The 14331-nt window shown below is 38.6% G+C and carries 13 protein-coding genes; 6 read left to right on the top strand and 7 right to left on the bottom strand.

Features of this window, described 5'->3' with window-relative positions; all coding sequences use genetic code 11:
* Positions 1-89: 89 nt before the first annotated feature.
* The 6 genes from ATE92_RS04675 to ATE92_RS04650 all read left to right on the top strand — a co-directional run bounded on the left by ATE92_RS04675 (position 90) and on the right by ATE92_RS04650 (position 9505).
* Complete coding sequence (locus ATE92_RS04675) at positions 90-1727, top strand: tetratricopeptide repeat protein (protein ID WP_100802597.1); 1638 nt, start codon at positions 90-92, stop codon at positions 1725-1727.
* Between the two features lie 113 nt (positions 1728-1840).
* On the top strand, positions 1841-4144 hold the full coding sequence (locus ATE92_RS04670; RefSeq protein ID WP_100802596.1) for a T9SS type A sorting domain-containing protein: 2304 nt from the start codon (positions 1841-1843) through the stop codon (positions 4142-4144).
* Positions 4145-4351: 207 nt separating this feature from the next.
* The gene (gene ileS, locus ATE92_RS04665) at positions 4352-7756 is read left to right on the top strand and encodes an isoleucine--tRNA ligase (RefSeq protein ID WP_100802595.1); all 3405 of its coding nucleotides are present in this window, start codon (positions 4352-4354) and stop codon (positions 7754-7756) included.
* A 4-nt stretch (positions 7757-7760) separates the two neighbouring features.
* Positions 7761-8144: a TraR/DksA C4-type zinc finger protein gene (locus tag ATE92_RS04660; RefSeq protein ID WP_100804356.1), complete on the top strand. Its 384-nt coding sequence runs from the start codon at positions 7761-7763 to the stop codon at positions 8142-8144.
* A gap of 50 nt (positions 8145-8194) precedes the next feature.
* Positions 8195-8824, top strand: a complete 630-nt coding sequence (locus tag ATE92_RS04655; RefSeq protein WP_100802594.1) for a hypothetical protein — start codon at positions 8195-8197, stop codon at positions 8822-8824.
* A gap of 69 nt (positions 8825-8893) precedes the next feature.
* Positions 8894-9505 carry a lipoprotein signal peptidase gene (locus ATE92_RS04650; protein ID WP_100804355.1) on the top strand — a complete coding sequence of 204 codons (612 nt, stop codon included), beginning with the start codon at positions 8894-8896 and terminating at the stop codon, positions 9503-9505.
* On the opposite strand, the gene ATE92_RS04645 is transcribed toward ATE92_RS04650, so the two are convergent.
* The 7 genes from ATE92_RS04645 to ATE92_RS04615 form a co-directional block, all read right to left on the bottom strand.
* Positions 9502-10596, bottom strand: a complete 1095-nt coding sequence (locus ATE92_RS04645) for an ATP-binding protein (RefSeq protein WP_157809559.1) — start codon at positions 10594-10596, stop codon at positions 9502-9504. The two genes, ATE92_RS04650 and ATE92_RS04645, sit on opposite strands and share 4 nt — an antisense overlap.
* A gap of 140 nt (positions 10597-10736) precedes the next feature.
* Entirely contained in the window at positions 10737-11147 is a 411-nt protein-coding gene (locus ATE92_RS04640; protein ID WP_232729111.1) for a DUF2752 domain-containing protein, read from the bottom strand.
* The gene (locus tag ATE92_RS04635; RefSeq protein WP_100802592.1) at positions 11122-11409 is read right to left on the bottom strand and encodes a CD225/dispanin family protein; all 288 of its coding nucleotides are present in this window, start codon (positions 11407-11409) and stop codon (positions 11122-11124) included. Before ATE92_RS04635 ends, ATE92_RS04640 begins: the two co-directional genes overlap by 26 nt.
* Positions 11410-11439: 30 nt before the next feature.
* Complete coding sequence (locus ATE92_RS04630; protein WP_100802591.1) at positions 11440-12009, bottom strand: 5-formyltetrahydrofolate cyclo-ligase; 570 nt, start codon at positions 12007-12009, stop codon at positions 11440-11442.
* A gap of 3 nt (positions 12010-12012) precedes the next feature.
* Positions 12013-13020, bottom strand: a complete 1008-nt coding sequence (locus tag ATE92_RS04625) for a succinylglutamate desuccinylase/aspartoacylase family protein (protein WP_100802590.1) — start codon at positions 13018-13020, stop codon at positions 12013-12015.
* Positions 13021-13022: 2 nt separating this feature from the next.
* Positions 13023-13895, bottom strand: coding sequence for a 30S ribosomal protein S6--L-glutamate ligase (rimK, locus tag ATE92_RS04620; RefSeq protein WP_100802589.1), 873 nt, complete (start codon positions 13893-13895; stop codon positions 13023-13025).
* Positions 13885-14316 (bottom strand): RimK/LysX family protein, encoded by a 432-nt coding sequence (locus ATE92_RS04615; protein ID WP_100802588.1) that lies wholly within the window; start codon positions 14314-14316, stop codon positions 13885-13887. The genes rimK and ATE92_RS04615 overlap by 11 nt, the downstream gene beginning before the upstream one ends.
* Between the last annotated feature and the right edge of the window lie 15 nt (positions 14317-14331).

Here is a 14331-nt window from a genome sequence, read left to right as displayed (position 1 = left end):
AGGATCATTCGTTCAAGAAAAGATATAATAATTCATCGGTACAGTTTATTTTTGCAATAGCTGTATACCGAATTTTTTACGTTGTATTTATGTTTTCAATTAAATATTTAGGAATTTTTCTTTTAATCTTTCTTCAAACTTCGGAAGGAATACAACGCTGTGATTCTCTTATACTTAGCGGGGTTGATGCTATGTTGGCAAAGGACCATGCCCGATCGCTCGAATTGCTTACAGAGGCTCGCACTATGGCTGTCAATAACAATTGGAATTCGCAATTGTTTCTTGCAACCAACAACATAGGAGCCAATTATTATTCTATGCTGGATTATGGTGAGGCGTTGGACTACTATTTGGAGGCCTATACCATTGCCTTGAAGGAATTGGACGTTAGTCATGAAATGACGGTACTCAACAACATTGCGATTTTATATTCCAAGGAGCGAAATTTCGAAAAGGCCGAAGAATATTTTCTGAAAGCCTACGATTTGGCAAAGGAAAATTCACTCACCGATAAGAAGGCAATCTATGCTGTTAATTTAGGACTTGTCTTTAACGAGAAAGGGGATTATTTAAAGGCGAATTCGTATTTAAATGAAGCTCTTTCCCTTTCCGGCGAACTGCCTCAGGTTATTATGCAGGCAAAGGTTGCGTTGGCCGACAATTATGAAAAACGCGGAATGCATGCGGAAGCAAAGAGTTTGGCCGAGAGTTTACTTACGCAAATAGACGATTCGAAGTATCTCGAGGAACGCCTGTCCTTGCTTCTTAACTTGTCGGCTATTTATAGAAAGCAGGGCGATTTCGAAGCTGCTATATCGTATGCTCAAAGTGCGCTCTCTGCGGAGTTGAGCTGGGAACAGAAGATTGTACTTTACGAACGATTAGCCAATTTATTTGAGACCACTAAGGATTATGAAAATGCGATAAAGGCAAAGGATTCTGTGATATATGCAAAAGAGCAATTTTACGAGCTTAAAAACGGGAGGTTGTTTGAAAGCAACAAGGTGAAGTTCGAAGTACAGAATTATCAGAATCAACTTCGTCAAAACCAAATGGAGCTTGAGGAGGAACGAAAAAAGGTATATACAATCTCAGGAATTGCCCTGTTAATCATCGTTTTAATTGCCTGGTCGCTTCGAAATTTATATATCAAAAATAAACAGCGAAAAATTCTTCACAGGCGCAGCGAAGAAATTATGGCACTGGAGCTTGAAAAGGAAAAGCACGAAAATCTTATTCTGGATAAACAGCTCAAAGAAAATGAGGCCTTGGCTTTGCTGGAGAAGGAGCGTTTTAAAAATGAAATTGAGCAAAGAAACAGAAAGTTAACATCCAAAGCTCTCTATCTGGCCGAGCGAAATGAATTGATTAAAATAATATTAGATGATTTGGTTAAGTTTCAAAACAACCAAACCGCACAGTCTTTGTCGGTTCCTATCAAGAAATTAAAAGAACTTTTAAAAACAGATGTGGAATGGGAAAAATTCATTGCTCATTTTGAAGAAGTAAATCAGGGTGTACTCAGCGCTCTCAAGGAGAGGCATCCCGATTTAAATGCAAACGATATACGTTTTATTTCCTATGTCTTTATGAATCTTACGAACAAGGAAATTGCTTCCATGTTAAACATAACTTTGGAAGCCTGTAGAAAGCGCAAGGAACGCATTGCAAAGAAAATGGATCTGGAGGATAGTGCTTCGTTATATCATTATCTTTTTACGGCATAGGGCATTAAATCACACTTTTACGAATAAATGTCACGTTTTTTCTGCTTCAATTTTTGATAATTATTCATGTTTTTTGAAACATTTGGACAGAAATCAAATAAAGTAAATTCATCATGAAAAAATTATCCCTATTACTCTTTTTAATTGTTGCCTCGTTGGGAACAAGTATTTCCTGCGTTGCTCAAATATCCTTTGAAGGTGTTCAGGATTTTGGACGCATTTACGATATTACCTATCATCCCACCATTCAGAATAAAGTGTATGCACTCTCACAAGGAAGTCATATTCTGGAGTCAAATGACAATGGTCAAACATGGACTATTTTATATAGTTATCCTCAAAGCGGTATTGCCCTTCAGCGATTAGAGTTTTTGAACGGGAATAGTTTGAGCTATAATGCTGCATTTTCCTACGATTCTTCTGCAAATACTGTTTATATATTCGATTTGGATACTAATTCCATTAGTAAACAATACAATCCACCAACTTCGGGAGGGGATAAAGAGTGGGTTGCATCCTTCGATATTTATGCGGCCAACACAGATATTGCCATAATACATCAAGGCTATAAAATTGGCGCTTCAAATTATGCAAAAGTATATTACACCGCTGATGGAGGCCAAAGTTGGACTGAAATTTATTACAATGAAAATTACGATTCTGTTTTTCCAAACAATGTGGCAATAAGCCCTGGAGATCCTACAAAACTATTCATTGCAAGAGGTGAAGGTCCTACAGCAATAGACGGAGGTTTGTTCTATTCGGAAGATACAGGTGCAACATGGACCGAAAAATTGGCAGGGAATGCGTTTGGCCCTATTCGATTTCATCCTGTCAATCCCGATATTATATTGTTGGGAACTTTTATTGGAAATGAGACTTCTCATACTCAAAACCTATTCCAATCTGTCGATGGGGGTGCTACATGGAATGCTTTCCCTATTGTTTGGAGCGATTATATTTTAGATAATATTGTGGACATTCGTTTCGATCTTCAAAATCCCGATAATATCATTGTACTCGAAGAGAATGAAGTTGTTTTAACAACCGACGGCGGCGCCAATTGGCAAAATTTTGTCTATCCGGATGACAACCCATACGATTACTATTACGGGCTAAAGGCATCTTTTAATCCGTTTCAGTCGCAGGAAATAATGATCAGCGCCAATTATTACCCTATGTTTTCTACGGACGGAGGACAATCAATGTCGCAATTACTCAATCCTTTCTATCCGGTAACATTTGTTCAAGTTGTTCCCGGCTCAGAACCAATGCTTTACTACAGTGTGCAAAGCGGTATTACAAATAGAAATCTTGTTACCAATGCCGCCGAATCTTATGATATTTTCCCTATTAATTATATTTCGGTAAACGATGAACCGGCTTATTTTGTGGATAAATATATCGATGGACGCGTATATTCGTTTTCGGGTGGGTTTATGGGTGTAAACTTATTTGTAAGCGATGATAACGGGCAGAACAAAACGCCTGTCTATACCGACTTCTTTGTAAAAGCAAGTGCTTTGGCCACGGTACCAAACAATCTAAATACTGTTTGGTTGGGGCTATATGATGCAGGTGTTCGCGTCATCGATTTCAATGACCTCAACAATGTAATAGTAACTACTCCCAATCTGCCAGTGTCGGGAATTGTTACCTCAATTCATATTGATGAAGTAGATACAAACTTGATTCATATAGCTATTGGTGCCAAAATCTATCAATCTGTCGATGGGGGAGCAAATTGGGAGTTGAAGAACAACGGAATTAATCTGGATCCAAATAATGATTTAATTTTCGATTTTCAGCAAAGTCCGTTTCATCCAAATGAGTATACCATTGCTACAAGTCAGGGGGTTTATAGATCAACCGATAGCTCTGAATCATGGAGTCAAATTTACGTTGGTCAGAATGTAAGAAAGATTGAATACTCTGAAATTGCTCAAAATCATATTGTAGCTTCAATTTATACAAGTCAATTTACTGATGCACAAATAGTGTATTCAGACACCAGCGGAGAAACCTGGACGGAAGTCCCCTTTGAAGCAATAGAATATGTAGGGTCTAACGCGATGGATTATTTGTTTCACGAAGATAGTGTTGATGTATATATTGGCACTTACGACCTGGGGGTTGTTAAATATACTATAGCGCTCGAAACTTTAGGAAATCCTGAGCCCACAAACCCTAATTTGAATGTGATAGTTACCCCAAATCCGGCGCAAGATGTGTTATTTGTTAATTTAAAGCAGGGGTCTGTTCAAAAATTGACCATCATTTCATTGACCGGACAACTTCAGGAAGTGGAATACAATGAGTCGGGAATAGACGTTTCACATTTACCAACGGGTATTTATTTTATCCGGGTTACAGGTACTTCGGGAGATAATTTTCTTCAAAAGTTTATTAAAATGTAATTTTTTTTATTAGTTTGATAGAAGGAAGAGGTCATACAGTCGTGTGGCCTTTTTTGTTTGTAATAACAACTAGCATATCTACTAGCCTATTTCTCTAATTTTTACTAATTTCGCAGCCTTATATCCATTGGTGTTTATACTCAGGGGATTTCAATTAACTATTAATATTCAACTACCCATTTAGCGGTTGTTGAGCGCAGTCGAAACATGAGCAAAAATTTTAAGGAATACAAGGGTTTAGACCTCCCCAAGTTAGGCGAAGAAGTACTCGATTTTTGGAAAAGTGACAGCATTTTCGAAAAGAGTATTGCCATTCGTGATGGGGCACAACCTTTTGTGTTTTTTGAAGGCCCACCATCGGCAAATGGATTGCCGGGGATTCATCACGTGATGGCACGCGCAATTAAGGATATTTTTTGTCGCTATAAAACTCAAAAAGGTTTTAAAGTAGACCGTAAAGCAGGGTGGGACACTCACGGACTGCCTATTGAATTAGGTGTTGAAAAAGAACTGGGAATTACCAAAGAAGATATTGGCAAAAAAATATCGGTAGAAGCCTATAATGAAGCTTGTCGTAAAGCGGTTATGCGCTATACCGATGTATGGAACAAGGTAACCGAAAGTTACGGCTATTGGGTAGATATGGACGATCCGTATATTACTTACAAGCCAAAGTATATGGAAACTGTGTGGTGGATTCTTAAACAAATCTACGACAAGGGTCTTTTGTATAAAGGATATACAATTCAGCCGTATTCTCCAAAAGCAGGAACCGGACTTAGTTCTCATGAGTTGAATCAGCCGGGAACCTATCAGGATGTGACCGATACTACAGTGGTCGCTCAGTTTAAAGCCGCTGCTGAAACCCTGCCCAATGTTCTTGCCAATGTTTCCAACAATATCTGGTTTTTGGCATGGACAACGACACCCTGGACGCTGCCTAGTAATACAGCTCTGACCGTTGGGTCTAAAATAGATTACGTACTAATAAGAACTTTTAATCAGTATACCTTTCAGCCTATCAATGTGGTTTTGGCCAAAAACTTGGTAGCCAAGCAATTTGGAGATCGCTATGAAGAAAAACCCAACGAAGAGATTCTGGAGAGCTACAAACAGGGAGATAAAATCATTCCTTACTTTATCGCAGCCGAATTCAAAGGAAAAAAATTAGAAGGAATTCGCTATGAGCAATTGTTGCCTTATGCGCTTCCTTATGAAACTCCCGAAAATGCCTTCCGGGTAATTACAGGAGATTTTGTTACCACCGAAGACGGTACGGGAATTGTCCATACCGCTCCAACCTTTGGCGCCGATGATGCCAAAGTTGCCAAAGAAGCCACCCCTGAAGTTCCGCCGTTATTGGTAAAAGATGAAAGCGGAGCACTGGTTCCTTTGGTCGATTTACAAGGTAAATTCAGACCCGAAATGGGTGAATTTGCCGGGAAATACGTCAAAAACGAATACTACGAGGACGGTGAGGCACCCGAAAAGAGCGTAGATGTGGAACTTGCCATAAAGCTGAAAACTGAGAATAAGGCTTTTCATGTTGAAAAATACACCCACAGTTACCCCAACTGCTGGCGTACCGACAAGCCTATTTTGTATTATCCACTGGATTCGTGGTTTATAAAAGTTACCGATTTCAGAGATCGTATGTTCGATCTTAACAATACCATCAACTGGAAGCCAAAAGCGACCGGAGAAGGCCGATTTGGAAACTGGTTGGCAAATGCCAACGATTGGAATCTTTCTCGCTCCAGATATTGGGGAATTCCTCTACCGCTTTGGCGTACCGAAGACGGGAAGGAAGAAAAAATAATAGGCAGTATTGAAGAGCTAAAGGCAGAAATGCAAAAAGCAGTTACCGCCGGACTTCTTGAAAAAGATATTTTTGAAGAGTTTGTTGCAGGAGATTTTTCAGAAGAAAATTACGCCAAAGTCGATCTTCATAAAAATATTGTCGATGCCATTATATTGGTTTCAAACACAGGGAAACCCATGAAACGGGAAGCCGATTTGATCGATGTGTGGTTCGATAGTGGTAGTATGCCCTACGCACAGTGGCATTATCCGTTTGAGAATAAAGAAAAAGTGGATGAAATTTGGCGTAAAGCCGATTTTATTGCGGAAGGCGTGGATCAAACACGAGGGTGGTTTTATACCCTTCATGCCATCGCTACAATGCTTTTTGACGATGTGGCCTACAAAAATGTGGTATCAAACGGCCTGGTTTTAGACAAGAACGGACAGAAAATGTCCAAACGTTTAGGAAATGCTGTTGATCCTTTCGAAACTTTGAACACCTTCGGACCGGACGCAACACGCTGGTATATGATAAGCAATGCCAATCCGTGGGATAACTTGAAATTTGACAGTGACGGAATTGCTGAGGTACGCAATAAATTCTTCGGAACGCTATACAATACCTACAGTTTCTTCAGTTTATATGCCAATTTGGACAATTTTCAATACGCCGAGGCGGATGTTCCCTTGGAAAAACGTCCCGAGATCGATCGTTGGATTCTTTCAGAATTAAATACATTAATCCAAAAAGTAGACGATGCCTATGCCGACTATGAGCCAACGCGAGCTACAAGAGTCATCTCAGAATTTGTTCAGGAGAACCTCAGCAACTGGTTTGTTCGCTTAAGCAGAAGACGTTTTTGGAAGGGTAGTTACGGCGAAGATAAAATTTCGGCCTATCAGACGCTATATACCTGTTTGGAGACCGTGGCACGACTGGGAGCTCCGGTAGCACCTTTCTTTATGGATCGTTTGTATAAAGACCTAACCGAGGGAATTGTGAAAAAAGGAGAAGAATCGGTTCACCTAAGTAACTTTCCAACGAGTAATGCGTCTTACATAAACACTGCTCTAGAGCATAAAATGCAACAGGCACAGACAATATCGTCACTGGTATTGTCGTTACGTCAACGAGAGAAGATTAAGGTACGACAACCGCTTCAGAAAATTATGATTCCGGTTTTGGACAATGCTTCAAGAAAGGAAATTGAAGCTGTAGCCGATTTAATCAAGTCGGAAGTAAATGTGAAGGAAATCGAATTGATTGACGAAGGCTCCGGAATTCTGGTAAAACAAATAAAACCGGACTTTAAAAAGCTGGGACCTCGCTTCGGGAAAGACATGAAAGCAGTTGCACAGGCAATTACAGGATTTGGGCAGGAGCAAATTTCAGAATTGGAAAAAGAAGGGGAAATAAGTGTTTTTATTAACGAAAAAAATACTACATTGAACCTTGATGACGTAGTAATAAGTTCTCAGGATATTGAAGGATGGTTGGTCGCAAACGCCAATGGAATCACCGTTGCATTGGATATTAGCATCACTCCGGCCTTAAAAAATGAAGGTATTGCCAGAGAGTTGGTGAACCGAATTCAGAATGTAAGAAAAGATTCGGGATTTGAAGTAACAGATCGAATTGAAGTTACGCTGCAATCTGAAGAACAATTACATACCGCCGTACAACAAAATTTAGATTATATTAAACAAGAAACGCTAACGGAGGTGCTGCAGTTTGAAGATGAACTAAGCAATGGAACAGAAATTGCTTTTGACGATATTGCAACACGCTTACGTATTAAAAAACATTAAAATTATGTCACAAGAAGAAAAAAACCGCTACAACGATAAGGAATTAGAAGTCTTTAAAAAACTAATTCAGGAAAAAATTGTAAAAGCGAAGGAACAGTTGGAATTGATCCAAAGTTCTTATAAGAACGATAGCAATAACGGAACAGACGATACATCGCCTACATTCAAAGCCTTTGATGAAGGAAGCGAGGTAATGAGTAAAGAGGCAAATTCACAATTGGCCATTCGTCAGGAGAAATTTATTCGTGACTTAAAAAATGCTTTGGTACGTATTGAAAATAAAACTTACGGTATTTGCCGTGTTACCGGGAAACTAATCAATCCCGAACGTTTAAAATTAGTCCCTCATGCTACTTTGAGTATTGAGGCGAAGAACCTGCAGAAGTAATTGGTTGCAACATAATAAAATGAGAGCCCTATTTACGATAGGGCTTTTTTATGCCTAAAAAAATACTCTACATATTGATTTTCACGGCTTTTATTGCTGAAGGCCATGCTCAAAAAATTATTGAGAAGCAATGGGATGCTTCTGGAATAAGCAAATTGGTAATTGAGAGCGATGTGGTTTTTGAAATTGAAATTGTTTCAGAAAAAATCGAAGCGATTAGCGTGTCGACCCATATTCATGGAGAAACTTCCGAGAATGTAGTCTTAGACGTTCATGAAAGCAATGGAATATTGACAATTAATACTGGCTTTACTCCTTTTTTTGAAGCTCAAAACGATAAACTTGCTGCGCATAAAGTCCTGGCAATAGAAATGTATATCAAGATTCCTGAATCTATGGAAGTCGAAATCGACGCTAAAATAGCTTCGGTTGAAGGAAACGGTAGTTTTAAATCGTTTGTCGTCGGACTCGAAAACGGAAGCTGTAGATTGTATAATTTTACAGGCAATGCCAGACTTCTCACAAAAGCAGGTGAGATTACAGTGTATACAACTAAAAATGCGAAAGGGCAAGCTTTGACAAGAGAAGGCACAATTTACAATGAGCTACCCACAACAGGAAAATTCACAATTTATGCTGAAAGTAGCACCGGTGCCATTTCGTTATTTCAAACCAAATAATATTGCTATTTTTGCCGTCGAATGTATGAGTTGGCCAAAATGAGCTCCATTCAATTAATTATCACCTCAATGTCTTTAAAAAAAGCTGCAATTATTATTTTCTTGATCTTACTTATAGATCAGATTTCAAAAGTTTATATAAAAACCCATTTTATTTTAGGGGAAGAGATACGAGTTTTTGAATGGTTCCGAATTTTATTTGTAGAAAATGAAGGAATGGCATGGGGTGCGAAAATACCGGGTACCTACGGGAAGCTGTTTCTAACCTTGTTTCGCCTTGTCGCCATTGTAGGAATTGGGTATTGGCTTTGGGATGCCGTACGTAAAAAGTCATCCAGAATCCTGATAGTTTCAATTGCTTTAATATTTGCCGGCGCCTTCGGAAATATCATCGATTCGGTTTTTTACGGGATTATTTTTGAAGACAGTCACCATCAGGTTGCTTCTTTTCTCGCCGATGGAGGAGGATACGGAACGTTGTTTCACGGAAAGGTTGTAGATATGTTGTATTTCCCGCTATGGAAAGGCTATTTGCCCGAATGGATTCCGTTTTGGGGAGGAGATTATTTTACTTTTTTTGAACCCGTATTTAATATAGCGGATACGTCAATAAGTTTTGGTGTTGGATTGTTAATAGCATTCAATAAAAGAGCATTTCCGAAGAAGGAAAAAGCAGACTAAAAGGTAATTCTAAAAGTGGTTCCAACATTTACCATACTCTCAACTTCAATAGAGCCTTGTAGCGCTTCCACCTGATTTTTAGTAACAAACAATCCTACACCATTTGAGTTAATATGTGGATGAAATGTTTGGTACATATTAAATATCTTGGTGCCGTGCTTTTCAAGGTCGATTCCCAGTCCGTTATCCTTTATCATTAAGCAAGTTTTATCTTCATCTTGATAAGTGCAGATGTCGATTATGGGTCTTCGGCTTGGGTGCTTAAATTTTATTGAATTGGTGATTAGATTTAAAAAGATACTCTCCAGATAGGCAGGGATATATTCAATGCTGGGTACTTCCGTAAAATCTGAATAAACTTCAGCATCGGTGCTGAAAATAGAATCTTGTAGCGAATGCGTCACTGTAAGGAGTATATCCCGAAACGAAATTGATTTTTTATCATTTCCTGCTTTTGCTTGAATCGCAACAATTTCATTTAAATGATTAATGGTGGTATTTATGTTCTCCGAAATTTCATTCAGCCCTTTTTTAAGTTCCCGCTCCTCCTCCTTGGATTCGGCCGAATTTAATAATTCGGCTGTCAACTGCAAATTACTCGCATGAGAACGCAAATTGTGAGATACGATATTCGCAAAATTGAAGAGTCTTGTATTTTGAGACTCTATTTTTTTCAAAGTATTTTCTAAATGAAGTTCTTTTTCCTTGGCTACAGAAATATCCTGAAATACCCCTTGAATTCCAACAACCTGATTCACTTCATTGTAAACAGGTTTTCCTATGGCACGGGCCCAAAATTCCTTCTTATTGTAAGTTAGCATTTTTACGGTTCCTTTGTAGGGCTTACCCATACTTCCTTCCATAAATGCTTCTTGAATAATCTCTCGGTATTCGGGAGCATAAAACTGTAAGGCGGTAGACAAGGACGGAATATATCCCAAAGGCGTATTTAAAATTCTTCTGGCTTCCTGATCTAAATGGGAGGTCTTAGTTATAAAATCAACGCTCCACCCTCCTGCTGCTGTAAGTTGAGCAATTTCCTTATAGTAGAAATCATTTGTTTGCTCACTAACTTTTGATGCGGGGGGCATGCTATTTTTATTATCTAAGAGAATTTTACTTCTCTTCTGTGCTAAAAAATTCATCAATCAATTTGGGTTAGGAAGGGGAAAGATATAAAAATTTTTGAATTGTAGGATAATTCTTGCAATAATTAATAAAATCTATTGGCTTATTTAGCAAATGGATAGAAGGAAAGATTGCGTATAAACCAATATATAATGGCAATGCCAAAATATATATAAATGAATACGTTACTATAGAATAATTGTACTCTCAGCTCTGTTTTAAAGATATAATTCCATAGTCTCAACCCCAAACTATACAAAATCAATGGAAGGGACAGTATCAATAATGGGTTTAACCCAAAGGCTGTAAATACATCTCCGTGTAGCAAATGATGAATGGCACGCTGTGAACCGCATCCCGGACAATTAAAACCGGTGAGGTATTTAAAGGGACAAGGAAGAAAAAAGGAATGCTGAGAAGGGTTAAATAAATAAAAAAATACAAAACCACCCCCAAGCAACAGTAGCAGGAGGGTGATTTTACTAATTTTAATAGCCGTTGGCGAAAAGGGCACCTGCGTAAATTATAAAGAAAATAACGTAAAAAATAATCACGGCAAGAGGTCCGATAATCGCACCCCAAATCGCCCATTTTTTGGCATCACTGGCTGCCTTACGTGCACCCTCATGATCTCCTTGAGCCCATAATGTATTTACTTTGTTCGCTTTTAAAATTGACACTATCCCGAAAGGTAAACAGCACAATACGGTACATAAAATTGCCCATACCAGGTTGTTATCTGGAGGGGTGCCTAATGAATTTTGGGTTGGTTCCATATTTAATTTGGTTTTAGAATTTTAAATATACTATGTTTTCTTAAAAGAATATATTTTTTTGGGAGTAACACAAAAGTGCAATGGAATATCTGTGTTTTCAACGCTTATACTTATTTCAGGCTCGAAGAAAGAAAGGCCCACCACTAAAGTTTCCGGACGGCATTGTTCTAAAAAACGGTCGTAAAAGCCTTTTCCATAACCAATTCGGTTGCCATGAGTATCGAATGCCAAAAGAGGAACAAAAACTACGTCCAATTGTTGAGGTGCTATTTCTATTCCCGTTACAGGTTCAGGAATGCCAAATTCTGAAATATGTATGGCGGTATTTTCCTGGAGCAGAATATGCCGTAATTCCCCCGTTTTGAAATCGGATTTAGACAGCACGACACTTTTGTCTTTTCCCTGAAGGATATGAAGCAAATATTCTGTATTCACTTCTTTTTTTCCAATAATAGACAGGAAAATGTGATAGTTCGTAGCATCCCATATAGGAAGTTCTAAGGATTTGTTGGCAATTTGCAAACTTAATTCTTCAACTTCATCCGGGGACAATTGCGCTCTTAGCTCTTTGTATTTTTTCCGAAAGGCAACTTTATCCATCGGTTAATCTTCCATTTCGTCTTCTTCAGAAGGCATGGCAGCAGCATCTGCTGTTGAAATATGAAAAATAGCATCCCCTTGATGCACAATGGGAGCATGATTCACATTGATGATATAGCCTTCGTTGGGAGATTTTACTTTAAAACGCATTGTGCCGTAGGGATCGGTAATAGTAGCTAGAAATTCGTCCTTCATAACGTGCTTGTTACATTCAATCTTCACGTGTAACAAACCGCTCTTTTGAGCTCTAATCCATTTGCTTTTTTCAATTATGATAGCCGGAGAAACAATTTCAGGAACTAGGTGTTTTTCTGAAAGCATATTAAAATGCCGCAACATTCGCAGTACCCCATCCACACCATGTTTCACAATATGTTTATTACTTTCTAACGATTTGCCGCCTTCAAAAAGAATGATAGGGATATTCATCTTTGCGCACGTACTACGAAACGATTTTTCAATATTTGAAGAAAACACTATAAATGGCGGATTAAATATTTTGGCTAGTTCCAGAAGTTCTTCGTCATTGGGGCGAAGACGCACCTGTGCCGCATTGAATCTGCTCGCTCCCCCGGTATGAAAGTCCATACAATAATCAATATGCGGCAGAATTTTCTTGGTGAGATGATAGGCCACTCTACTGGCAAGAGACCCTGTTTTGGTGCCGGGAAATACTCTGTTAAGATCTCTTCCATCAGGGAAAACCCTATCTGCATTTAGAAAGCCAAAAATGTTTAAAATAGGAATACAAATCACAGTACCTATAATGGGTTTGTTTATCTTTTTGGCAATTACCTGACGCACTATTTCTACTCCATTAATTTCATCACCATGAATACCGGCTGTTAGTAAAACTGTTGGGCCGGGAACAGCAGCTCTTTCTATTATAATTGGAATTTCAACTTTGGTCGAAGTATATAATTTGGCAATACTAAAATCGATGGTTTTGCTTTCACCCAATTTAATGGTATGCCCTAATATAATGAGATCGTTATTTTGAGCCTTTGCCATTATTATACGTGTCGTTCTATATATTTAATAATGGATGTAGCAATATCTATTCCGGTGGCCTTTTCAATACCTTCCAGCCCCGGAGAGGAATTTACCTCAAGAATTAAAGGCCCGCGGGAACTTTGTAACATATCAACTCCTGCAATTCCTAATCCCATGGCTTTTGCAGCCTTAAGGGCAGCCACCTCTTCTTCGTCGCTCAATTCTATGATACTCGCATGTCCGCCACGGTGTAAATTGGAACGAAATTCGCCTTCTTTTCCTTGTCTCTTCATCGCACCTACCACCTGTCCGTCTACAATAAATGCACGCACATCGGCTCCTCCGGCTTCTTTAATAAATTCCTGAACAATGACTCTGGCCTGTAAATTGTTAAATGCTTCGATAACCGATTCGGCTGCCTTTTTTGTTTCAGCCAAAATAACTCCGATTCCTTGTGTTCCTTCCAATAATTTGATAATTACGGGAGCTCCACCGGCTTGTTCCACAATTTCTTTTACGTTTTTTGAATAATTGGTAAAAATAGTTTTTGGTAATCCTAATCCTGCGCGCGATAGTACTTGTAAACTTCGCAATTTGTCCCGGGAACGAACCAGGGCTTGTGATTCGGTGGTGGTAAATACCCGCATCATCTCGAACTGTCGTACTACAGCAGTCCCATAAAAAGTAACAGAGGCGCCAATTCTCGGGATTACAGCATCGGTATGTTCAATTTTCCTTCCTTTATAAAAGATACAGGGGTTTTTCTTTTCAATAACAATATCACATTTGGTATGATCGATTATTTCTATTTCATGTTTTCTTTTTTTAGCAGCTTCAACAAGACGCTGTGTAGAATACAAAGAAGGATTTGCGGATAATATTTTAATGTTCATTTTTAAGTTTTAGCTTATAGGAAAGGTCTGTGTTATTAATATCAACCACAAATCTTTTGGTTAAAAATTTTCTTCCCAATAAAACAGGGTAGCGCATTTCTTCCCGGTCGCTCAAGGTTAAAAATATTGGATAGGTTTTACCAAATAATACAATTTCAGTGAGAACGCGATATCGGGCCTGAGCAATTCCATTGCTGCTTTTAACAACCTTTACGTCGTACCTGTCAAATTTAAACTCTTTTTCATGATACGCGGGATGTTCTTCGTCCAAAAACACACATTTGAGGTAATTATCTTCTACGACAACATTTTTACAATGGATGGACGAAGTGTAAGCACCCGTATCAATTTTTACTTCAATATCAAATAGATTGAGCAACGGAAAATCGGCATGATCTATTCTTCCTATTTTTCTTTTCAAATTTTAAGTTTTAAC

This window comes from Ulvibacter sp. MAR_2010_11 (genome assembly GCF_002813135.1).
Lineage (GTDB): Bacteria > Bacteroidota > Bacteroidia > Flavobacteriales > Flavobacteriaceae > Altibacter.
The sequence above is the reverse complement of the archived record's forward strand: the minus strand, read 5'-3'. Positions and strand labels throughout refer to the sequence as shown.